At 67.8% G+C, this 20,508-nt stretch carries 21 protein-coding genes; 8 read left to right on the top strand and 13 right to left on the bottom strand.

Going from position 1 to position 20,508, the window contains the following annotated elements; all coding sequences use genetic code 11:
• The first annotated feature begins 27 nt into the window (after positions 1-27).
• The 5 genes from ACSFA2_RS20150 (at position 28) to ACSFA2_RS20130 (ending at position 4,521) form a co-directional block, all read left to right on the top strand.
• On the top strand, positions 28-936 hold the full coding sequence (locus tag ACSFA2_RS20150) for a dioxygenase family protein (protein ID WP_435457108.1): 909 nt from the start codon (positions 28-30) through the stop codon (positions 934-936).
• Positions 937-952: 16 nt separating this feature from the next.
• A complete protein-coding gene (locus ACSFA2_RS20145) occupies positions 953-1,759 on the top strand; it encodes a citryl-CoA lyase (protein WP_435457107.1) in 807 nt (268 codons plus the stop codon).
• A complete protein-coding gene (locus tag ACSFA2_RS20140; protein WP_435457106.1) occupies positions 1,756-2,718 on the top strand; it encodes a Bug family tripartite tricarboxylate transporter substrate binding protein in 963 nt (320 codons plus the stop codon). Before ACSFA2_RS20145 ends, ACSFA2_RS20140 begins: the two co-directional genes overlap by 4 nt.
• A 111-nt stretch (positions 2,719-2,829) precedes the next feature.
• Positions 2,830-3,795: a Bug family tripartite tricarboxylate transporter substrate binding protein gene (locus ACSFA2_RS20135; RefSeq protein ID WP_435457105.1), complete on the top strand. Its 966-nt coding sequence runs from the start codon at positions 2,830-2,832 to the stop codon at positions 3,793-3,795.
• Positions 3,796-3,870: 75 nt separating this feature from the next.
• On the top strand, positions 3,871-4,521 hold the full coding sequence (locus tag ACSFA2_RS20130; protein ID WP_435457104.1) for a hypothetical protein: 651 nt from the start codon (positions 3,871-3,873) through the stop codon (positions 4,519-4,521).
• A 9-nt stretch (positions 4,522-4,530) separates the two neighbouring features.
• Here ACSFA2_RS20130 and ACSFA2_RS20125 read toward each other — a convergent pair whose 3' ends face one another.
• From ACSFA2_RS20125 to ACSFA2_RS20085, 9 genes are all read right to left on the bottom strand, one after another.
• Entirely contained in the window at positions 4,531-6,525 is a 1,995-nt protein-coding gene (locus ACSFA2_RS20125; protein WP_435457103.1) for an acetyl/propionyl/methylcrotonyl-CoA carboxylase subunit alpha, read from the bottom strand.
• A complete protein-coding gene (locus tag ACSFA2_RS20120) occupies positions 6,518-7,192 on the bottom strand; it encodes a DUF4126 domain-containing protein (RefSeq protein WP_435457102.1) in 675 nt (224 codons plus the stop codon). The genes ACSFA2_RS20125 and ACSFA2_RS20120 overlap by 8 nt, the downstream gene beginning before the upstream one ends.
• A gap of 2 nt (positions 7,193-7,194) precedes the next feature.
• Entirely contained in the window at positions 7,195-7,980 is a 786-nt protein-coding gene (locus tag ACSFA2_RS20115) for an enoyl-CoA hydratase/isomerase family protein (protein WP_435457101.1), read from the bottom strand.
• A 353-nt stretch (positions 7,981-8,333) separates the two neighbouring features.
• Positions 8,334-8,849: a DinB family protein gene (locus ACSFA2_RS20110; protein WP_435457100.1), complete on the bottom strand. Its 516-nt coding sequence runs from the start codon at positions 8,847-8,849 to the stop codon at positions 8,334-8,336.
• A 4-nt stretch (positions 8,850-8,853) separates the two neighbouring features.
• A complete protein-coding gene (gene vapC, locus ACSFA2_RS20105; protein ID WP_435457099.1) occupies positions 8,854-9,243 on the bottom strand; it encodes a type II toxin-antitoxin system VapC family toxin in 390 nt (129 codons plus the stop codon).
• Positions 9,240-9,503 carry a type II toxin-antitoxin system VapB family antitoxin gene (locus ACSFA2_RS20100; protein ID WP_435457098.1) on the bottom strand — a complete coding sequence of 88 codons (264 nt, stop codon included), beginning with the start codon at positions 9,501-9,503 and terminating at the stop codon, positions 9,240-9,242. The genes vapC and ACSFA2_RS20100 overlap by 4 nt, the downstream gene beginning before the upstream one ends.
• Positions 9,504-9,551: 48 nt before the next feature.
• Entirely contained in the window at positions 9,552-11,174 is a 1,623-nt protein-coding gene (locus ACSFA2_RS20095; protein ID WP_435457097.1) for a carboxyl transferase domain-containing protein, read from the bottom strand.
• Entirely contained in the window at positions 11,171-12,835 is a 1,665-nt protein-coding gene (locus tag ACSFA2_RS20090; protein WP_435457096.1) for an AMP-binding protein, read from the bottom strand. The genes ACSFA2_RS20095 and ACSFA2_RS20090 overlap by 4 nt, the downstream gene beginning before the upstream one ends.
• A gap of 9 nt (positions 12,836-12,844) precedes the next feature.
• On the bottom strand, positions 12,845-14,026 hold the full coding sequence (locus tag ACSFA2_RS20085) for an isovaleryl-CoA dehydrogenase (protein ID WP_435457095.1): 1,182 nt from the start codon (positions 14,024-14,026) through the stop codon (positions 12,845-12,847).
• Between the two features lie 138 nt (positions 14,027-14,164).
• On the opposite strand from ACSFA2_RS20085, the gene ACSFA2_RS20080 reads away from it, so the two are divergent.
• Entirely contained in the window at positions 14,165-15,190 is a 1,026-nt protein-coding gene (locus ACSFA2_RS20080; protein ID WP_435457094.1) for an AraC family transcriptional regulator, read from the top strand.
• Positions 15,191-15,197: 7 nt separating this feature from the next.
• On the opposite strand, the gene ACSFA2_RS20075 is transcribed toward ACSFA2_RS20080, so the two are convergent.
• Both ACSFA2_RS20075 and ACSFA2_RS20070 read right to left on the bottom strand, forming a co-directional pair.
• Positions 15,198-15,494: a hypothetical protein gene (locus ACSFA2_RS20075; protein ID WP_435457093.1), complete on the bottom strand. Its 297-nt coding sequence runs from the start codon at positions 15,492-15,494 to the stop codon at positions 15,198-15,200.
• A gap of 121 nt (positions 15,495-15,615) precedes the next feature.
• Positions 15,616-16,461, bottom strand: a complete 846-nt coding sequence (locus ACSFA2_RS20070; protein WP_435457092.1) for a PA4780 family RIO1-like protein kinase — start codon at positions 16,459-16,461, stop codon at positions 15,616-15,618.
• 113 nt (positions 16,462-16,574) lie between these two features.
• Between ACSFA2_RS20070 and ACSFA2_RS20065 the strand changes: the two genes are divergently transcribed.
• Positions 16,575-17,246, top strand: a complete 672-nt coding sequence (locus ACSFA2_RS20065) for a hypothetical protein (RefSeq protein WP_435457091.1) — start codon at positions 16,575-16,577, stop codon at positions 17,244-17,246.
• A gap of 9 nt (positions 17,247-17,255) precedes the next feature.
• Here the strand turns inward: ACSFA2_RS20065 and ACSFA2_RS20060 are convergent, their stop codons facing one another.
• Positions 17,256-18,476 (bottom strand): MFS transporter, encoded by a 1,221-nt coding sequence (locus tag ACSFA2_RS20060; RefSeq protein WP_435457090.1) that lies wholly within the window; start codon positions 18,474-18,476, stop codon positions 17,256-17,258.
• A gap of 233 nt (positions 18,477-18,709) precedes the next feature.
• Between ACSFA2_RS20060 and ACSFA2_RS20055 the strand changes: the two genes are divergently transcribed.
• A complete protein-coding gene (locus tag ACSFA2_RS20055) occupies positions 18,710-19,393 on the top strand; it encodes a GntR family transcriptional regulator (RefSeq protein ID WP_435457089.1) in 684 nt (227 codons plus the stop codon).
• A gap of 44 nt (positions 19,394-19,437) precedes the next feature.
• On the opposite strand, the gene ACSFA2_RS20050 is transcribed toward ACSFA2_RS20055, so the two are convergent.
• Positions 19,438-20,469, bottom strand: a complete 1,032-nt coding sequence (locus ACSFA2_RS20050) for a Bug family tripartite tricarboxylate transporter substrate binding protein (RefSeq protein WP_435457088.1) — start codon at positions 20,467-20,469, stop codon at positions 19,438-19,440.
• Positions 20,470-20,508 lie beyond the last annotated feature (39 nt).

The following is a 20,508-nucleotide window of genomic DNA, read 5'->3' as shown; positions in this document are numbered from 1 at the left end:
CCCCACAAGAAATCGGAGACAAGACCCATGACCCCCTCGAATGAAAACGAACTGACCCAGGCCGCGCTGCAGCGGCTCGAAGGCGCCACCGACCCGCGCTTCGCGCAGGTCATGACGTCGCTCATCACGCACCTGCACGCCTTCATCCGCGAGGTCGACCTGAAGCCCGACGAGTGGATGCGCGGCATCGAATTCCTCACCGCCACCGGCAAGGCCTGCGACGACAAGCGCCAGGAGTTCATCCTGCTGTCGGACACGCTGGGCGCCTCGATGATGGTCGTGATGCTCGACCAGCTGCGGGCAGCACGCGACGCGAAGCAAGCAGGCGCCACCGGCGACCTGCCCGTGACGCCGACCACCGAAGCCACGGTGCAGGGCCCCTACTACTGGGCTGGCGCACCGGAGATGCCCTGCGGATCGGACATCGCCCAAGGCACGCCGGGCGAACCGACCTTCTACAGCGGCCGCGTCACCGACACGCGCGGCCAGCCGATCGCCGGCGCGCTGCTCGACATCTGGTCGGGCGACGGCGAAGGCGTGTACGACATGCAGGTCGAAGGCGCCGGCATGGCCGCACGCGCCCGCATCCGCACCGACGCCGAAGGCCGCTACTGGTTCTGGTCGATCCGGCCGTCGTACTACCCGGTGCCGGTCGACGGCCCGGTCGGCCGCATGCTCGACGGCATGGGCCGGCACCCCAACCGACCCGGCCACATCCACATGATGGTGTCGGCCCCGTCGCATGTGCCGGTCACCACCCACCTCTTCGTGGCCGGCAGCCCGTACATCGACTCCGACGCGGTGTTCGGTGTGCGGCCCAGCCTGATCGTCGACTTCGAATCGCACCCCGCGGGCCGCGCGCCCGACGGCCGCGCGCTGGACACGCCCTACTGGTCCGCGCACTACGACTTCCACCTGCAACCCACGGCCGCCTGAGCGCGAAGAAGACACCATGAAGATCGGCAAATCCACCGTTCCGCGCACCGCCATCTGCACGTCGAACGAACACACCATCGTCGTGCGTGGGCAGGACCTGTGCAACGACCTGATCGGGCACGTCAGCTTCGCGGACTACTTCTTCCTGCTGCTGACCGGCAAGCGCCCCACCGCGGCCTGCAGCACGGTGCTCAACGCCACGCTGGTGGCCATCGCCGAGCACGGCCTGGTGCCGAGCGTGCAGGCCAGCCGCATGACCTACGCCGCCGCGCCCGATGCGCTGCAGGGCGCGGTGGCCGCGGGCATCCTGGGCTGCGGCTCGGTGATCCTGGGCGCATCGGAAACCGCGGGGCGGCTCTTCACCGAGGTCGCGGCCCGCGTCGATGCGGGCGAGGCGCTCGACGATGTCGCGGCCGACGTCATCCGCACGCTGAAGGCCGAGCGCCGATCGATTCCCGGCTACGGCCATCCGCTGCACAAGAGCAACGACCCACGCGTCGACCGCCTGATCGCCGTCGCCACCGAAGCCGGTGCCGACCTGCGCTTCGTGCACATCGCCCAGGCCATCGAGCGCGTGATCCCCGGCATCGTCGGCAAGGAACTGCGGCTGAACGTCTCGGCCGCGATCCCCGCCGTGCTGCTGGGCGTGGGCTTCCCGGTGGCGTCGCTGCGCGGCGTGCCGATCCTCGCGCGCACCGCGGGGCTGATCGCGCACCTGGCCGAAGAGGCCGAGACGCCGAGCGGCTTCGCGCTGTCGTACCAGGCCACGCGCGAGCTGCAGTACGAGGGCGAGGTGCCCGCCGGCTTTGGAGCCTCGACATGACGCGGCGCCTCATACGCCGTGTGCTGATCGCGAGCACGCTGCTGGCCGCCGGTGCAGCCATCGCACAGACGCCGTCGTCGCGTCCCCTCAAGCTGGTCGTGCCCTTCGGCGCGGGCACGACGACCGACATCGTCGGCCGCACGCTGGCCGACGCGCTCGGCCGGCAACTCGGCCAGGCCGTGATCGTCGAGAACAAGCCCGGCGCGGGCGGCGCCATCGGCAGCGAGCAGGTCGCCAAGTCGGGCACCGACGGCCAGACGCTGCTGCTGGGCACGGTGGGCACGCACGCGATCAACCCGACGCTCTACAAACGCCTGGGCTATTCGCCGCTGCGCGACTTCACGCCGCTGGGCTTCATCGGCGCCACGCCGACGCTGCTGGTGGTGCCGACCGCGTCGCCGTGGAAGAGCGTGGCCGACCTGCGGCAGGCCGGTGACGCGGCGGTCAACTTCGCTTCCGCCGGCAACGGCACTTCGGGCCACCTGGCGGGCGAGCTGCTCAACGTGCGGCTGGGCAAGCGCTTCGTCCACGTGCCCTACCGCGACGGCGCGCAGGCCATGACCGAGCTGGTGGCCGGCAACGTGCAGTTCATGTTCTATCACCCGGCCGCCGTACTGCCGCAGGTGCGCGCCGGCCGGCTGCGCGCGCTGGGTGCGTCGAGCGCCAAGCGCAGCGCGGCGGCGCCGGACGTGCCCACGCTGATCGAACAAGGTGTGGCCGACTTCGACCTGGTCGCCTGGTTCATGTTGTATGCACCGGCCACCATGCCGGCCGACCAGCGCGACCGCCTGCGCGAGGCCACGCGCCAGGTGCTGGCCCAGCCCGAGGTGCGCGAGAAGCTGTCGCAGCAGGGCATCGAGCGCAGCGACATGACCGGTGCCGCGCTCGATGCCTTCGCGAGCGCAGAGATCGCGAAGTGGGGCGAAGCCGTCCAGCGCTCCGGCGCGCAGATCGACTGAGGAGACACCCACCACCCACGGACACGATGAACTTCGGCGCGGCCACGCGGCCCGGCGAAGCGACGCGATTTTTCAAACAAGCGGGCAAGCGCCCGCCATAAGGAGACAGACATGCGTTCGAGAATTCAATGGTTGACGGCCCTCTGCCTGGGCCTGGCGTGCAGCCTCGCCGCCGCACAGCCCGCGGCCTGGCCCAGCAAGCCCATCCGCATCGTGGTCGGCTTCGCGCCGGGCACGCCGCCGGACATCTTTGCCCGGCTGTACGGCGACTATGCGTCGAAGCAGCTCGGCGTGCCGGTGGTCATCGACAACAAGCCGGGCACCGCCGGCAACCTGGCGGCCGACACCGTGGCCAAGGCACCGGCCGACGGCTACACCTACCTCTACAACCTCTCGACCGGGTTCACCATCAACCCGTACATCTACAGCAAGCTGCCCTACGACACGCAGAAGGACTTCGTGCCGGTGGCGACAACGATGCGCCAGGGCCTGGTGCTGATCGCGCCGGCCAATTCGCCGATGAAGTCGGTGAAGGACTTGATCGCCGCCGCGAAGGCCAAGCCGGGCACCATCTCGCATGCGTCGTACGGCGCCGGCAGCCCGTCGCACCTGATCATCGAGTGGCTCAAGGACGAGACCAAGACCGAGATGCTGCACGTGCCCTACCGCGGCAGCCCCGTGGCCGACCTGATCGGCGGGCAGGTCGACACGCTGATGGAACCCATCGCCACCGGCTACCCGCAGATCAGCGGCGGCCGCGTGCGGGCGCTGGCCTATTCCGGCGAGACGCGCCACCCCGCCATGCCCGACGTGCCGACGCTGTCGGAGGTGGTGCCCGGCCTCACCATGATGTCGTGGCACGGCCTGTGGGCAGCGTCGGCGACACCCGCGCCGATCGTCACGCGCTTCAACGCGCTGATGGTCCAGGCCAGCAAGGACCCCGACCTGGCCAAGCGCATCCGCGACCTCAACAGCGAACCGCTGGGGCTGACGCAGGACGAGATGGTGGCGATGGTGCGCCGCGACGCCGACATCTACAGCCGCATCGTCAAGGCGAAGAACATCCGCGTGGACTGACGGCGCTGTCATGCGACGGAAGGGTCGCTGCTAGGATGGAAAACACCTGTCGTCCATCCCTGCCCGAGAGCCTCCGTGCGCCCACCTGCCCGCTTCCCTGTCCTCTGGACGATCGCCGCCATCGCGGTCGGGGTCGCGGGTGCGCTGCTCTACATGCGCGGCCTGCCGTGGGGGTCGACCGAAGAACAGGTGCGCATGCTCGACCCGGCACAGGTCGTCGTGCTGCGCACCCCCGGCGGGTTCCTCGAAGTCTCCACGCTGGTGAAGACCGAGGAGTTCCGGTGGCGCTCGTCGTACACCTGCCTCGGGCAGGATTGCGGGGCGCTGGTCGGCGAACGCATCGGCCAGATCCGCGTGCCGGTGCACTACACCTACCGCCTTCCGCTCGCCGACACCTGGACGCTGACGCTCGACGGCGACGTCTACGTGCTCAGCGTGCCGGCCCCCAAGCCGCTGCTGCCGCCGGGCATCGACACGCAGAAGGCGCAGATCACCAGTGAACGCGGCGGCCTGCTCGCACCGGGTGCCGCCGCCAATCAAGAAAACCTGCTGAAGAACCTCGGCCCCGAACTGGCCCAGCGTGCGCAACGCATCGAGTACCTGCAGCAGCAGATGCCGGCGGCCGAAAAGACCGTGCGAGAGTTCGCCGAGAAGTGGATGAAGGAGCAGCGCACCGAGCCCACCCGGCCCGTGCGCGTCGAATTCCGGATGGGTGACAGCGGCTGAGGCCTGCGCTCAGGCGGCGATGCGCAGCAGTTCCGCGCCTTCAGTGACCTGGTCACCCGGCGCGTAGAGCAATTCCTCCACCGTGCCGTCGGCCGGCGCGGCGATGGTGTGCTCCATCTTCATCGCTTCCATCACGGCCAGCGGCTGGCCCTTGGCGACCTTGTCGCCGGCCTTGACGGCGAAGGACACGACCTTGCCCGGCATCGGTGCCGTGAGGCGCCCGCCCTCGGCCTGCGTGTCGCCCGCATGCGCGAGGCGGTCGATGGCGGCGATGCGCGTGGCGCCCTTGTCGGCGAAGACGTGCGCTGCGCCCTGGCGCTCGTACACGTCGAGCGTGTGGCGTGCACCGTTGAAGGCCAGCTCGATCTGCCCGTCCGGGAGGCGTCCGATGACGAGCGGACCGCTCGTGCCGCCAACGTCGAGCGTCAACGCGCCGTCGTGCAGGTAGCGCAGCGTCGCGGTCTGAGTCTCGCCGCGGAACTCGAAGGCGAAGATGCGCGCGGTGGTGCCGAGCGAGCGCCAGCCGTCGCGGCGGCTGAAGGGGTCGGGCGTGCCGATCGCATGCTCGTCGAGCAGCGTGCGGGCGATCGATGCGGCCGCAGCCAGCGGCAGGCCCAGCGGCTCGCGGTCGAACAGCACCGCGCGCTCACGCTCGATCAGGGCGGTGTCGAGGTTGGCCTTGGCGAACGATTCGGTGGCGAGGATGCCGCGCAGGAACTGCACGTTGGTCTGCACGCCGACGATGTGCGTCTGCGCCAGGGCCGCGTCGAGCCGGGCCAGCGCCTCGTCGCGCGTCGCGCCGTGGACGATCAGCTTGGCGATCATCGAGTCGTAGAAGGGCGAGATCTCGCCGCCCTCGCGTACACCGTCGTCGATGCGCACGCGGCTGCGCTGGAAGGCCGTCGCTTGCGGCTTGCGGTAGACGTGCAGCGTGCCGGTGGCCGGCAGGAAGTTGTTGTCGGGGTTCTCGGCGCAGATGCGCGCCTCGATGGCGTGACCGTGGATCTTGAGTTCGCTCTGCTTGAGCGGCAGCGGCTCGCCCGACGCCACGCGCAGTTGCCACTCCACCAGGTCGAGGCCGGTGATGGCTTCGGTCACCGGATGCTCCACCTGCAGGCGCGTGTTCATCTCCATGAAGAAAAAATTCATGGCGCCACCGTCGCGCTGCTCGACGATGAACTCGACCGTGCCAGCGCCGACGTACTTCACCGCCTTGGCCGCAGCGACCGCTGCCGCGCCCATCTGCTGGCGCATCGCCTCGGTCATGCCGGGCGCCGGCGCTTCTTCCAACACCTTCTGGTGGCGGCGCTGCACCGAGCAGTCGCGCTCAAAGAGGTAGACGCAGTCGCCCTGCGTATCGCCGAAGACCTGGATCTCGATGTGCCGCGGGCGCTGCACGTACTTCTCGATCAGCACCGCGTCGTCACCGAAACTGTTGATGGCCTCGCGCTGGCAGGACGCGAGTGCCGCCGCGAAGTCCGCCGATTTCTCGACCGCGCGCATGCCCTTGCCGCCACCGCCCGCGCTGGCCTTGATGAGCACCGGATAGCCGATGCGATCGGCCTCGCGCTGCAGCAGCGCCGGGTCCTGGTCGTGGCCGTGGTAGCCGGGCACCAGCGGCACGCCGGCCTTCTCCATCAGCTGCTTCGATTCGGCCTTCAGGCCCATGGCCTTGATCGCCGACGGCGGCGGGCCGATGAAGACCAGGCCCGCGTCGGCGCAGGCCTGCGCAAACTCCTCGTTCTCGCTCAGGAAGCCGTAGCCCGGATGGATGGCCTCGGCGCCCGTCGCCTTGGCGGCCTCGAGGATCTTTTCCCAGCGCAGATAGCTGTCCTTCGGCGCGCTACCGCCGATGTACACCGATTCGTCGCAGGCGCGCACGTGGTTGGCGTTCGCGTCGGCGTCCGAGTAGACGGCGACGGTGCGGATGGCCATGCGGCGTGCGGTCGCGGCGACACGGCAGGCGATCTCGCCTCGATTCGCGATCAGGATCTTCTTAAACATGGGGTGGGTCTCCGGGGACGTTCTTGGTCTTGAATGAGAAGGCGGACTGCACGCCCGGATCGGGCTTGCCGCTGAAGATGCGCGTGACGCGGTTCACCAGCCCGCGCAGAAAGCGCCAGCTTTTGCGGATGAGCCACACGCTGAGGATCAGCACCAGCACGAAGAGCACGACGAACACCAGCGGGTGCGCGACGGCCAGCCACAGGCCGGCCGGCACCATGCTGTCTTCGACCAGCGACGCGCCGACGTTGCTGAACGGCTCGGGCGATGTGTTGATGGCCGCGCGCGTCGTCGCCTTGGCCGCATGCGCCGTGGCCGCGAAGCCGCCGCCGAGCAGCGCCGCGACCAGCGCCATCACCGCATGGTCGCCGCCGAACACGCCGGCTGCGAGCGCGGCACCCGCCGGGATGCGGATGACGGTGTGCACCATGTCCCACAGCGAATCGAGCCCGGGAATCTTGTCGGCGAAGAATTCGATGAACACCATGAAGCCGCTGACCGCGAGCACCACCGGGTTGGCCAGCAGATGCAGGCCGCTGGGCAGCGGCACCCAGCCGAAGTAGCCCGCGAGGCCCGTCAGCAGCACGACGAGGTACAGCCGGATGCCGCTGGCCCAGCCGAGCGCCGCGGCCAGCGCGAGCAGTTGGGGCATGTCGAGTTCAGGCATGGTCATCCCAACCAAGCGGGTTTGCGCTTCTGCAGGAAGGCCTGCACGCCTTCGCGGCCTTCGTCGCTGGCGCGGATGTCGGCGATGCCTTCGACGGTCTTGGCGATCAGCGCGTCGTCGATCTCGCGGCCGGTGACGTCGGCGATCAACTGCTTGCACGAGCGCACCGCTGCCGGGCTGGCACCCGTGAGCGCCTTCAACAGTTCGTCGACCTTGGCGTCGAGCGCATCGGCCGCGACCACCTCATGCACGAAGCCGATACGGTGTGCCTCGGCCGCGGTGAAGCGCTCCGCGGTCAGGAAGTAGCGCTGCGACGCACGTGCGCCCATCGCGCGGATCACGTACGGGCTGATGGTCGCGGGGATCAGGCCGATCTTCACTTCACTCAGGCAGTACCAGGCGGTGTCGGCGCTCACCGCCATGTCGCAGGCCGCGACCAGGCCCATGCCACCGGCGTAGACGTCACCCTGCACGCGCGCGATCGTCGGCTTGGGACACTCGGCGATGGTTCGCAGCATGTCGGCCAGCTTGCCCGCATCGGCGAGGTTCTCGTCGCGCGTGTAGTCGGCCATGCGACGCATCCAGTTGAGGTTGGCACCCGCGCAGAAGGCGGGGCCGTTGGCACCGAGCACGATGGCTTTCACCTGCGTTGCACTGCCGGCCTCGAGGAAGGCCCGCGTCAGCTCGGCGATGACGGTGTCGTCGAAAGCGTTGCGCGTGTCGGGCTGGTCGAGCCAGATACGGGCGACGGGGCCTTCGGTTGTCAGTTTGAGTTTGGTGAAGGTCATGTGTCAGTGAATGCTGTGTGGATGCGCGCGTTCGGGGTGCGTGCACAGGCCACCGGGTACTCCCCTCCGCGAATGTCCCCCGGCTTCGCCTCCTCCTTTATTTCGCTGCGGGGAGCACCCGATACCCTGCACACGTGGACGCGTTCGGCGGGGGTGACCGTCGAGCACCACAGGCGCGTCCCGATCTCGTCGATGGGGTGCCTTGCGCAGCGAAATAAAGGAGGAGCCCGAAGGGCGGGGGACATTCGCGGAGCAAGGTACCCCGTCGGCGTGATCCCGTCCCGAATGCCGACTCGCATCGTTTCGATGCATGAAGCGGCAAGCGTCAACGCCAGCACAGGCCGTGTGTTCCATCATGCTTGTGGTCTCGCTTCGATCTGCAGAAGATGCGCCCAGTCGAGCGATGGGCCGGGATGACCCATCGCCGTCACGCCCGCCGTGATCTGGCCACGGTGATGCGTTGCGTGGTTGAAGACATGGCCAAGCGCCGGCGCGTAGGGAATGCGCACAGCCTCGCCGTCGGTGCGGGTGTAGATGAGATCGCCGTTCAGTCGCGTGGCATCCATCGCCTCGGCCCACGGCACCCAACGGCCCGCCGCTGCGGCCAACGCGGCGCAGAGCTCGGCACGGTCGGCGTGAAGCTCGGCATCGAGCGCGATGCGCAGTGAGGTGCTGTCCGCAAAGCGCGCGTACCAGATCGTGTCGGCCACCAGCAAATGGTTCACGGTGCGATGCACCGAGCCGAAGAGCAGGCGAAGGTCGCGGTGCCACTCGTCGTCGCTGAGCTGCGCGAGGTCCTGGGCCAGCAGCTTGTGGGTCGCCCATGCGTGGTAGCGCGTAAGGCCGGCGAAGTAGTGGCTCAGAGTCATGGCGTTACGACACCTCGGTCAGGCCGTCGATGCCGTGGAAGTCACGGTCCGCATGCACCAGCGCGCAGCCGTGCTCCAGGCACCAGGCAGCCACCATCAGGTCGATCGGGCTGCGGATGGTGATGCCCCGGCGGCGCTGCTGGCGATAGAGGTCGGCGGCGCGCAAGGCCACGGCCTCGCCACCGGCGGTGGCCAGGGGCAGATTCGCAAAGGCATCCCGGGCCAAGCGCCATTCATGATCGTGCGCAAAGCCGCGCAGCACTTCCATGAGGACCAGGTCGAGCACCACCAGCTGATCCTCGTTGCCCTCCATCAGCGCGCACAGCGTAGCCGTCTGCGGGGTGCTCCTGTTACGGAAAAAGTCGATCCAGACGCTGGAGTCCACGGTCATCATGGCCGTACCCGCCTCGTGTGTCCGTACGGCGGCGGCGCAGGCTCCTGAACGGTCTGCGGCTCGGCGGGCAAGCGCGTCCAGTCGATGCTTTCGTCGCCCATCCAGTGCAGCTTGCCGCGCAAGGCCAGGAGCTTCTGGTAGGCCTCGCGCCGCGCCAACAGCCGAAGGCCCTCTTCCACGGCTTCCTTCTTGGTCTTGAAGCCGCCTGCCCGCATGGCCGCTGCCATGAGGTCGTCGTCGATCACGATATTGGTTCGCATGGCACGCTTTATGTGTATGAAAATCAGAAATCATACACATTCATCTGATCACATGCGGAAGACGCCGAACTTCGGCTCCGGGATCGGCGCATTGCGCGCAGCCGCCAACCCCAACGCCAGCACCCGCCGCGTGTCCGCCGGATCGATGATCCCGTCGTCCCACAGCCGCGCCGTCGCGTAATACGGGTGGCCCTGGTCTTCGTACTGCTGGCGCAGCGGTGCCTTGAAGGCCTCTTCCTCCTCCTTGCTCCAACTGCCGCCCTTCAACTCGATGCCGTCGCGCTTGACCGTGGCCAGCACGCTCGCGGCCTGCTCGCCGCCCATCACGCTGATGCGCGCGTTCGGCCACATCCAGAGGAAACGTGGGCTGAACGCGCGGCCGCACATGCCGTAGTTGCCGGCGCCGAAGCTGCCGCCGATGATGATGGTGAACTTCGGCACGTTGGCCGTGGCCACCGCCGTCACCATCTTGGCGCCGTGGCGCGCGATGCCTTCGTTCTCGTACTTGCGGCCCACCATGAAGCCGGTGATGTTCTGCAGGAACACCAGCGGGATCTTGCGCTGGCAGCACAGCTCGATGAAGTGCGCACCCTTCTGCGCCGATTCGCTGAAGAGGATGCCGTTGTTGGCGACGATGCCGACGGGCATGCCCTCGATCTCGGCGAAGCCGCAGACCAGCGTGGCGCCGAAGCGCTGCTTGAACTCGTGGAACTCGCTGCCGTCGACGATGCGAGCGATGATCTCGCGCACGTCGAAAGGCTTGCGGGTGTCGGTGGGGATCACGCCGTACAGCTCCTCGCGCGGGAACTCCGGTGCACGCACATCCGGGTGCGGCGCCTCGGTCGCATCCTTGCGGTTGATGTTGGCGATGGCCGAGCGCGCGAGCGACAGTGCATGCAGGTCGTTCTGCGCCAGATGGTCCACCACGCCCGACAGCCGCGTGTGCACGTCGCCGCCGCCCAGGTCTTCGGCCGTGACGACCTCGCCGGTCGCGGCCTTCACCAGCGGCGGGCCGCCCAGGAAGATGGTGCCCTGGTTCTTCACGATGATCGACTCGTCGCTCATCGCCGGCACGTAGGCGCCGCCTGCCGTGCACGAGCCCATCACCACCGCGATCTGCGCGATGCCCTGCGCGCTCATCTGCGCCTGGTTGTAGAAGATGCGGCCGAAGTGGTCGCGATCGGGGAAGACCTCGTCCTGGTTCGGCAGGTTGGCACCGCCGGAATCGACGAGGTAGATGCAGGGCAGGCGGTTCTGCTCGGCGATCTCCTGCGCGCGCAGGTGCTTCTTGACGGTGAGCGGGTAGTAGGTGCCGCCCTTCACCGTCGCGTCGTTGCAGACGATCATGCAGTCGACGCCGCTCACCCGGCCGATGCCGGCGATCAGGCCCGCGCCGGGTGCCGACTCGGCGCCCTTGGCATCGAGGTACATGCCGTAGGCCGCGAGCGGCGCGATTTCAAGGAACGGCGTGCCCGGGTCGAGCAACTCGGCGACGCGGTCGCGCGGCAGCAGCTTGCCGCGTGCGACGTGCTTGGCGCGTGCCGCTTCACCGCCGCCGGCCTCGACCTTGGCGAACTGTGCGTGCAGGTCATCGACCAACGCCCGCATCGCTGCGGCATTCGCCTGGAAGTCGGCCGAACGTGCGTTGAGTTTGGTTTCGAGTTTGCTCATGCGGTCTTTACCTCGTCCAGCCCGAGCTGGGATTTCATCGCGTCGCGAATCTTGAATTTCTGGATCTTGCCGGTCACCGTCATCGGAAACTCGGTGACGAACTGGATGTACTTCGGCACCTTGTAGTGCGCGATCTGGCCCTTGCAGAAGTCGCGGATCTCGTCTTCCGTCGCTGTCTGCCCCGGCTTCACGATGACCCAGGCGCACAACTCCTCGCCGTACTTCTTGTCGGGCAGGCCGACGACCTGCACGTCCTGCACCTTCGGATGGCGGTAGAGGAACTCCTCGATCTCGCGCGGGTAGATGTTCTCGCCGCCGCGGATCACCAGGTCCTTGATGCGGCCGACGATGTTGACGTAGCCCTCGTCGTCCATGGTGGCGAGGTCGCCGGTATGCATCCAGTGCTCGGCGTCGATGGCTTCGCGCGTCTTCGGCGCGTCATCCCAGTAGCCGTGCATCACCGAATAGCCGCGGGTGCAGAGTTCGCCGGACTGGCCACGCGGCACGGTGGCGCCGGTCTCGGGGTCGACGATCTTGATCTCGATGTGCGGCTGCACCTTGCCGACCGTGGCCACGCGCTTGTCGAGCGGCGTGTCGGCCGCGCTCTGGCAGCTGACGGGGCTGGTCTCGGTCATGCCGTAGGCGATGGTGATCTCACCCAGGTGCATGCGGTCGACCACGCGCTTCATCACCTCGATCGGGCAGGCGGTGCCGGCCATGATGCCGGTGCGCAGCGTGCTCAGGTCGAACTCGGCGAAACGCGGATGGTCGAGCTCGGCGATGAACATGGTCGGCACGCCGTGCAGCGCCGTGCACTTCTCCGCCTGCACCGTCTCGAGCACGCTCAATGCATCGAAGCCGTCGTTCGGGAACACGATGGTGCTGCCGTGCGTGAGGCAGGCCAGGCTGCCCAGCACCATGCCGAAGCAGTGGTACATCGGCACCGGGATGCAGAGCCGGTCGGCTGGCGTGAGGCGCATGCACTCGCCGACGAAGAAGCCGTTGTTGAGGATGTTGCGGTGCGTCAGCGTCGCGCCCTTGGGGAAGCCGGTGGTGCCGCTGGTGAACTGGAGGTTGATCGGGTCCGTCGCCTTCAGCGTGGCGCCGACCTCGGCAATGCGGGGATCTTCCGGGTCACCGCTGGCGAGCAGTTCCGAGAAGCGCTGCATGCCGGCCTGGTCGGCATCGCCCGCCTTGTCGATCCACACCGTGTGCTGCAGCAGCGGCAGTCGCTCCGGGCCCAGCTCGCGCAGCATGCTGAGGTAGTCACTCGTCTTGAACTGCGCCATGGTCACGAGCAGCTTGCAGCCAACCTTGTTCAGCGCGTACTCGACCTCCGACGTGCGATACGCCGGGTTGATGTTGACCAGCACCAGCCCGACCTTCGCCGTCGCAATCTGCATCAGGATCCATGGCGCGTTGTTGTGCGACCAGATGCCGACACGGTCGCCGGGCTGCAGGCCCAGGTTCAGCAGCGCGCTCGCGAGACGATTCGATGCCGTCTGCAGTTCGCGGTAGGTGAAGCGCCGGCTTTCATGTCGGCTCACCAGCGCCTCGTGGTCCGGCTGCTTGCCCACCATGTCGTCGAAGAAGGCGCCGAGCGTCTGCTCGATCAGCGGCGTGTCGGTGGCGCCTTGGGCGTAGCTGAGGTTCGCGGCCATGGCGTGGCCTCAGGCAGTCTCGTTGAACAGCTCGCGGCCGATCAGCATGCGCCGGATTTCGCTGGTGCCGGCGCCGATCTCGTACAGCTTGGCATCGCGCCACAGCCGCTCGACCGGGAAGTCCTTGGTGTAACCCACGCCGCCCAGCGCCTGGATGGCCTCGCCGGCCATCCAGGTCGCCTTCTCGGCCGAGTACAGGATGGCGCCGGCCGCGTCCTTGCGGAAGGTGCGCGCGTGGTCGTTGCGGTCGCAAGCCTTGCCCACCGCATAGACGTAGGCGCGCGTGGCTTGCCACGTCGAATACATGTCGGCGATCTTGCCCTGCATCAGCTGGAACTCGCCGATGCTCTGGCCGAACTGCTTGCGCTCGTGCACGAAGGGGAGCACCGCGTCCATGCAGGCGGCCATGATGCCGAGCGGGCCGCCCGACAGCACCGCGCGCTCGTAGTCGAGCCCGCTCATCAGTACCTTGGTGCCCATGCCCTCACCGCCCAGCACGTTCTCTTCGGGCACCTCGCAGTTGTCGAAGAAGAGCGGGTAGGTGTTGCTGCCGCGCATGCCCAGCTTGTCGAGCTTGGTGCCGGCGCTGAAGCCCGCGAAGCCTTTCTCGACGATGAAGGCCGTCATGCCCCGCGCGCCCATCTCGGGATCGGTCTTGGCGTAGATGACCAGCGTGTCGGCGTCGCCGCCGTTGGTGATCCACATCTTGCCGCCGTTGAGCACGTAGCGGTCGCCCTTCTTCTCGGCGCGCAGCTTCATGCTCACGACGTCGGAACCCGCGTTGGGCTCGCTCATGGCCAACGCGCCGACATGCTCGCCACTCACCAGCTTGGGCAAGTACTTCTTCTTCTGCGTCTCGCTGCCGTTGCGATGGATCTGGTTGACGCACAGGTTCGAGTGCGCGCCGTACGACAGGCCCACCGAGGCCGAGGCGCGCGACACCTCTTCCATAGCGACGATGTGCGCCAGGTAGCCGAGCTCGGTACCGCCGTATTCTTCCTTCACCGTCATGCCGTGCAGGCCGAGGTCCCCGAGCTTCTTCCACAGGTCGTGCGGGAACAGGTTCTCGCTGTCGATGGCGGCGGCGCGCGGCGTGATCTCGTGGTGCGCGAAGTCGTCGATCGCCTCGCGCAGGGAATCGACGGTGTCGCCGAGGTCGAAGTTCAGGCCGGGAAGGCTCGGTGCGGGCATGGGCGTTGTCTCCTCTGGGGGCTGTCGCGCGATGCGCCACGGGGCGGCAACGCGCGCAAAAGCCGCAGCTTACGCCCGCCCCCGGCGCATTTGGCGCCACAATGGTTGCAAATCGCGCCAGCCCTTCTCTACCTCAGCATGACATCGCCCGCTTTCCTCAAGCCCGGTCGCGCCGCCACGCCGATGGCCTTCGTGCGAGCGATCGTGCAGGGCTACGCACGCTACGGCATGGACCCGTCGAAGGCCCTGCGTTCGGCACAGATCGCGCCGCGCGAAGTCGCACGGCCGAACGCGCACGTGACCGCGCTGCAGTTCGAGGCACTCAACGCGCATGCCATGCAGGAACTCGACGACGAGGCGCTCGGCTGGTTCACGCGGCGCCTGCCGTGGGGCAGCTACGGCATGCTGTGCCGCGCCTCGCTCACCGCCCCCGACCTGGGCGTCGCCATCAAGCGCTGGTGCCGCCATCACCGCCTGCTGACCGACGACATCGTGCTTGACCTGCAGGTGGCGGGCGGCGTGGCGACGGTGTCGATCACCGAGCACCGCGACCTGAGCGTGTTCCGCGAGTTCTGCTTGGTGTCGAGCCTGCGCTTTTTGCACGGCTACGCCTGCTGGGCGATCGACTCGCGCATCTCGTTGCGCAGCGCGCACTTTCCCTTCGCGCCACCACCGCACCGCGATGCCTATCCGCTGATGTTCACCGGCGAGCTGCACTTCGACGCGGCGCAAGCGAGCTACAGCTTCGACGAGCGCTACCTCCACCTGCCGCTGCAACGCGACGAGCCCGCCGTGCGCACGATGCTCAAGCGCGCCCTGCCGCTGACGGTGCTGCAGTACCGACGCGACCGTTTGCTGGGCGAGCGTGTGCGCGAGCTGCTGCGACTTCGGCCGGTGGAAGCCGCCACGGCTGATGCCATCGCCACGCTGCTCCACATGTCGAGCCGCACACTGCATCGGCAACTGCAGGAAGAAGGCGTGCCGCTGCAGGCCTTGAAGGACGAGGTGCGCCAGGCGCAGGCGGCCGACCTGCTGCGGCGCACAAGCCGCCCGATCAAGCAGGTCGCGCTGGCCGTGGGCTTTCGCAACGAGAAGAGCTTTTCACGCGCGTTCCGCGAATGGACCGGCACGACCCCCGGCGAGTTCCGGCGCGAAGGTCGCTGAACGCTGATCAGTGGCGGTACGGGTTGTTGGGCCGGCGGTCGTAACGGTTGGGCACGCCGTCGCGGTCGTTGTCGCGCCAGCCACCGCGGGGACCATGGCGGTCGTAACGGCGATGGTCGTAGCGGTGGTCATAACGATGGTCGTAGCCGGGGCGCACCACATGGCGCGGCGGTGGCGGCGGGACCACCACCACACGCGGCCGGTAGTCCGGCCGATGGTCGTAATGCTGGGCCTGGGCCGGCGCGCTCAGGGCGGCCAGTGCCAGAAGTGCGGCGGCGCCGATCGCAAGAGACATCTTCTTCATCATGGCAACTCCTTCGTGGCGTTGTGTTCAGGAGCCTCGATGTTGAAGGCCCGATGTGAACGCCACGTAAGGCTGCGACGAATTCTGATGAACAGGTGCAACGCGTCTGCACCACGGCGAATCAGCCGCCGGCCATGCGCACACGGCGCGCCGACTCTTCGGCCCGCGCATCGTCCACCTCGCGCAGCACGCCGCCCACGTCCACCGGCCCGGTGGCTCGGACGAACTGCCCCGTCAGCACCGTGCCGGTGTCGAGCTCGCCGCGTTCGTAGAGGTTCCACATCTCCTCGCCGTAGCGGCTTTGCAGCAGCTCGGGCGCGAACTGGCTGAAGAAGACCTTGAGGTTCTCCACGTCGCGCAACAGCATGCGCTTGGCGTGGTTGTTGCCAGCGGCGTCGACCGCCTGCGGCAGGTCGATGATCACCGGGCCGTCGGCCGCCAGCAGCACGTTGAATTCGGAGAGGTCGCCGTGCACGACGCCCGCGCACAGCATGCGGACGACCTCGGTGAGCAGCGAGGCGTGATGGCGGCGCGCATCCCCGGGCGTGAAGACCACGTCGTTCAGGCGCGGTGCGGCATCGCCCTCGGCGTCGGTCACCAGCTCCATCAGCAGCACGCCGTCGCAGAAGTTGTAGGGCACCGGCACGCGCACGCCAGCGGCGGCCAGACGGTAGAGCGCATCGACCTCGGCGCTCTGCCACGCGGCCTCGGTGGCCTGCCGGCCGAATTTCGTGCCCTTGGCCATGGCGCGCTGCAGGCGGGTGTTCTTGACCTTGCGGTTCTCGGTGTAGTCGACCGCCTGGCGGAAGCTGCGGTTGGTCGCTTCCTTGTAGATCTTCGCGCAGCGCGTTTCGTCGCCGCACCGCACCACATAGACCATCGCTTCCTTGCCGCTCATGAGCTGGCGCACCACGGTGTCGATCAGGCCTTCGTCGACGAGCGACTGCAAACGGGGAGGGGCTTTCATGGGGGCATTTTGCGCTGCGGCCGGGTCACCCCCATTGCCATGCCCCTCGGCCGCGCGTACCGTCCAGCCGGTTTCGCCCCGTCCCCGCCTTCCCACTTGCCCAGGAGCATCCCATGATCCGTCGTTCATCCTTCGTCGCCCTCTCCGCAGCCACCGCGGCCCTGCTGGCCGCGTGCGGTGCCATGGGGCCGTCGACGCCACAGGCCGGCATGGGCTTCTTCGTGACCAGCACCAACCCGGGCAAGGGCGCGGACTTCGGCGGCCTGGCCGGCGCCGACCGCTACTGCCAGTCGCTGGCCGCGAGCGCCGGCGCCGGCAGCCGCACCTGGCGCGCCTACCTCAGCGCCAGCGCCACGCCCGGCAGCCCGTCGGTCGATGCGCGCGACCGCATCGGCAGCGGGCCGTGGCGCAACGTCAAGGGCGACGTGATCGCCACCAGCGTGGCCAACCTGCACAGCGACACCAACAATCTCACCAAGCAGACCGCGTTGACCGAGCGCGGCAGCACCATCAGCGGGCGCGGCGACCCGGTCAACCTGCACGACATGCTGACCGGCTCGTCGCCCGATGGCCGCGCGGTGAACGACGGCAAGGACAACACCTGCGGCAACTGGACCAAGAGCGGCGACGGCTCCGCGCTGGTCGGCCACCACGACCGCATGGGCCTGCGCGACGACGCACCGTCGAAGTCGTGGAACTCGTCGCATCCCACGCAAGGATGCAGCCTGGATGCGCTCAAGAAGACCGGCGGCGGCGGTTTGCTCTACTGCTTCGCGCAGAACTGATCACTCGGATCAGACGACGGCTTCGGGCAGCCGCTGCAGCGTGCCGACCTGCGACCGCACGATCAGCAGCGCCTGCAGCGCGAAGCCCGCGAGCGCCAGCCACAGGCAGGCGGACTCGCCCCAGCGCGCACCGACCAGCCCGCCCAGCGCAGCCCCCACCGGCCGAGCACCCGCGTTGACCGTGAGGAACAGCGCGCCGACACGCCCGAGCATCGCGCCGGGCGTGAGGCTCTGGCGCAGCGTCGTCGACGTGATGGTCCAAACGATCGGCCCCGCGCCGAAGAGGAAGAAGGACAGCCCCGCGACCCAGGCGCTCGGCACGAACAAGGTGGCGACCATGGTCGCGGCCGCGGCCACCGACACCACCGGCCCCAGTTGGATCGCGCGGCCGAAGGGCATGGCGCGCACGAGGCGCGGCGCCAGCAGCGCGCCCACCACCATGCCCGCGCCGAAGGCGCCCAGCGTCACGCCGACCAGGCCGGCGCCCAGGCCGAGCACGCGGATCGCATACGGAACGTAGGCCGCCTGCAGCACGAACCACGCGATGTTCCAGGCGACGGCGGTCAACAGAATGGGCCGCAGCATCGGGTTGTGCCAGACGAAGGCCGCGCCGTCCTGCACCTCGCGCAGCGGGTGACGCGGTGCACGCGGCACCATCGGCGGCTCGACCAGCCGCCACAACAGCGCGATGGCTGCGATCGACAGCACCGTCGCCAGCACGAAGGCGGCCGACGCACCGGCCCACGCCACCAGCGCCCCACCGATCGCCGGCCCGCCGGCGTAGGCCGCGCTGCGGGCGAGCTCCAGCCGCCCGTTGGCTTGCGCCAAAGCGGCGCGCGGCACCAGCGCGGGCACGAGCGCAGGCGCCGCGACACTGAAGGCCACCGTGCCCACCGCGCCGATGAAGCCCAGTACCGCGAGGCCGCCGATCGACAGCCGACCGGTCGCCACCGCCGCGAGCAGCCCCACCAGCGACGCGGCGCGCAGCAGCTCCGCACCCACCATGAGCCGCCGCCGCGGCAAGCGGTCGGCCATCCAGCCGAGCGGCAGCGACAGCAGCAGGAAAGGCAGCGTCTGCAGCGCCGCGAGCAAGCCGATCTCGCCCGGCCCTGCGCCGAGCAGCAGGACGGCGACGAGCGGGACGGCCGCCAGGCTCAATTGCTCGGCCGACTGCGCGGCCAGGTTGGCGCCGGTGAGCGCGGCGAAGGTACGGGGAAGAGGGGCGGTCATGCGGGCCGTGGGAAAGCGTCGATCATCGGCGTGCCATCGCGTCTAGGCTGGCCATTTGCGGACATGGAAATTCACCGCACGCAATTGAATTAATAAAGCCATTGATTAGCGAAATCCCAATTTATTTGGGTTGAATTTAAAGCAATTATTTCAATATACATGCCTGCACTTAGGCTGGTATACTCACGCCCCACACACTTCGGCCCATCCGCGCCGCAATCAAGAGGCACCCGGTGACAGAGACATCCGACAGCATCGTCGCGCAGGTTTACGAAAAGTTGAAGTTGATGAGCATCGACTACAGCTTCAAACCGGGAGAGCGACTGAATGAAGGCACGCTCGCGCGCTCGCTCGGCGTGAGTCGGACGCCATTGCGCGAAGCCTTGACGCGGCTCTATACCGAAGGCCTTTTGCAATTCGTCTCCGGCAAGGGTTTCTATTGCCGCAACCTCGACGTGCAGGAAGTCTTTTCGCTGTACGAATTGCGAAAGGTGATCGAAGTCGAAGCACTGCGAATTTCCATCGACCGCGCCAAGGACGAGGACATCGATGCCCTGCTCGCCTTCCTGGACGGCACCGGCCCCGAGCCCGGTGACCGCACCGTCGACGAATTGGTCCGCCTGGACGAAGTCTTTCACGAGCGGCTGATGCAGATGTCGGGCAACGCCGAGATGCTGCGCGTGCTGGTCAACATCAACGCCCGGATCCGCTTCGTCCGCTGGATCGACATGGAACGCTGTGACCGCCCCCTAAGCCAGAAGGACCACCGCGACATCCTGCTGGGCCTGAAGGCGCGCGACCCGGACCGGTGCATTCCCATCATGAGCAAACACATCAATCGCCGCCTCGACCAGATCACGTCCGCCCTGAAGGAGGGCTACGCGCAGATCTACATGAGCGCCACGCCGGTTGCCTGAAGCGGCACCGGAGCGGGCCACCCGACCCGCTCCATCGCCGCGCGTCAGTCCACTTGCGCGCCCGAATCCTTCACGATCTTCGCCCAGCGCACCAGGTCGGCCTCGTGCACTTTCTTGAAGGCGGCCGGCGAGCCGTCCTCGATGGGCGCGATGCCCTGGCTGACGAGCCAGGCACGGAAGCTGTCGGTCTGGATGGTCTTCAGAACCGCCTGCGACATCTTGGTCTGGATGGCGGCCGGCAAGGCGGCCGGGCCGAAGAGGCCGTACCAGGTCGTGCTCTCGAAGCCCGCGAGGTCGCAGGCTTCGGCCGCCGTCGGCACGTTCGGCAGCGCGGCGATGCGCTGCGACGAGGTCACGGCCAGCGCGCGCGCCTTGCCCGACTGGACCACCGGGATGCTCGGCGAGCTTTGGTTGAAGAAGAAGTCGACCTCGCCCGACAGCAACGCCGTCATGGCCGGGCCCTGGCCGCGGTATGGCACGTGGGTGTAGCGGGTCTGCGATGCCCCGCCGAACTGCACGGCCGCCAGGTGGCCGGAAGCACCGTTGCCGGTCGACGCGTAGTTCAGTTCGCCTGGCTTTTTCTTGGCCAGGGCCAGCAGGTCCTTACAGGTCTTGATGTCCGGATGCTTTTCCGGGTTCACCAGCAGCACATTGGGTAGATTGCCGAGCAGCGCAATGTGCGTGAAATCCTTGACCGGGTCGAAAGGCAATTTCTTGTAGAGCGCCGGATTGATGGCGTGCGTGCCGGCCGTTCCCAACAGGAAGGTATAGCCGTCGGGCTTGGCCTGCGCCACGATATTCGACGCGATATTTCCGCCGGCACCCGTGCGGTTATCGGAAATGAACGACGTACTCAGAACGGGCGTCAATTCGGCGCCGAGTTTGCGTGCATAGATATCGGTAGCGGCGCCGCCCGGGAAGCCGCTGACGAAGGAAATGGGCTGGCTTGGCCAATTGGCATCTTGCGAAAATGCCGGTACGCCCACAAAGGCAACCAGAGACGCCAGAAGACAACGCAACTTCATACGAATTTCCTCGAAGAGTGGTGCGACGAAAGCGGCCTTTGCAACACGCAAAGCCTGCGCTCCGTCCTGTATACAGACTATAACTATTGC

The organism is Variovorax cryoconiti (assembly GCF_051216395.1).
GTDB lineage: Bacteria > Pseudomonadota > Gammaproteobacteria > Burkholderiales > Burkholderiaceae_C > Variovorax.
The sequence above is the reverse complement of the archived record's forward strand: the minus strand, read 5'-3'. Positions and strand labels throughout refer to the sequence as shown.

Excerpts from the sequence above, each read along its gene's own strand:
- ACSFA2_RS20150 (WP_435457108.1), top strand. The coding sequence starts at position 28 with ATGACCCCCTCGAATGAAAACGAACTGACCCAGGCCGCGCTGCAGCGG.
- ACSFA2_RS20145 (WP_435457107.1), top strand. The coding sequence starts at position 953 with ATGAAGATCGGCAAATCCACCGTTCCGCGCACCGCCATCTGCACGTCG.
- ACSFA2_RS20140 (WP_435457106.1), top strand. The coding sequence starts at position 1,756 with ATGACGCGGCGCCTCATACGCCGTGTGCTGATCGCGAGCACGCTGCTG.
- ACSFA2_RS20135 (WP_435457105.1), top strand. The coding sequence starts at position 2,830 with ATGCGTTCGAGAATTCAATGGTTGACGGCCCTCTGCCTGGGCCTGGCG.
- ACSFA2_RS20125 (WP_435457103.1), bottom strand. The coding sequence starts at position 6,525 with ATGTTTAAGAAGATCCTGATCGCGAATCGAGGCGAGATCGCCTGCCGT.
- ACSFA2_RS20120 (WP_435457102.1), bottom strand. The coding sequence starts at position 7,192 with ATGCCTGAACTCGACATGCCCCAACTGCTCGCGCTGGCCGCGGCGCTC.
- ACSFA2_RS20115 (WP_435457101.1), bottom strand. The coding sequence starts at position 7,980 with ATGACCTTCACCAAACTCAAACTGACAACCGAAGGCCCCGTCGCCCGT.
- ACSFA2_RS20110 (WP_435457100.1), bottom strand. The coding sequence starts at position 8,849 with ATGACTCTGAGCCACTACTTCGCCGGCCTTACGCGCTACCACGCATGG.
- vapC (WP_435457099.1), bottom strand. The coding sequence starts at position 9,243 with ATGATGACCGTGGACTCCAGCGTCTGGATCGACTTTTTCCGTAACAGG.
- ACSFA2_RS20100 (WP_435457098.1), bottom strand. The coding sequence starts at position 9,503 with ATGCGAACCAATATCGTGATCGACGACGACCTCATGGCAGCGGCCATG.
- ACSFA2_RS20095 (WP_435457097.1), bottom strand. The coding sequence starts at position 11,174 with ATGAGCAAACTCGAAACCAAACTCAACGCACGTTCGGCCGACTTCCAG.
- ACSFA2_RS20090 (WP_435457096.1), bottom strand. The coding sequence starts at position 12,835 with ATGGCCGCGAACCTCAGCTACGCCCAAGGCGCCACCGACACGCCGCTG.
- ACSFA2_RS20085 (WP_435457095.1), bottom strand. The coding sequence starts at position 14,026 with ATGCCCGCACCGAGCCTTCCCGGCCTGAACTTCGACCTCGGCGACACC.
- ACSFA2_RS20080 (WP_435457094.1), top strand. The coding sequence starts at position 14,165 with ATGACATCGCCCGCTTTCCTCAAGCCCGGTCGCGCCGCCACGCCGATG.
- ACSFA2_RS20075 (WP_435457093.1), bottom strand. The coding sequence starts at position 15,494 with ATGAAGAAGATGTCTCTTGCGATCGGCGCCGCCGCACTTCTGGCACTG.
- ACSFA2_RS20070 (WP_435457092.1), bottom strand. The coding sequence starts at position 16,461 with ATGAAAGCCCCTCCCCGTTTGCAGTCGCTCGTCGACGAAGGCCTGATC.
- ACSFA2_RS20065 (WP_435457091.1), top strand. The coding sequence starts at position 16,575 with ATGATCCGTCGTTCATCCTTCGTCGCCCTCTCCGCAGCCACCGCGGCC.
- ACSFA2_RS20060 (WP_435457090.1), bottom strand. The coding sequence starts at position 18,476 with ATGACCGCCCCTCTTCCCCGTACCTTCGCCGCGCTCACCGGCGCCAAC.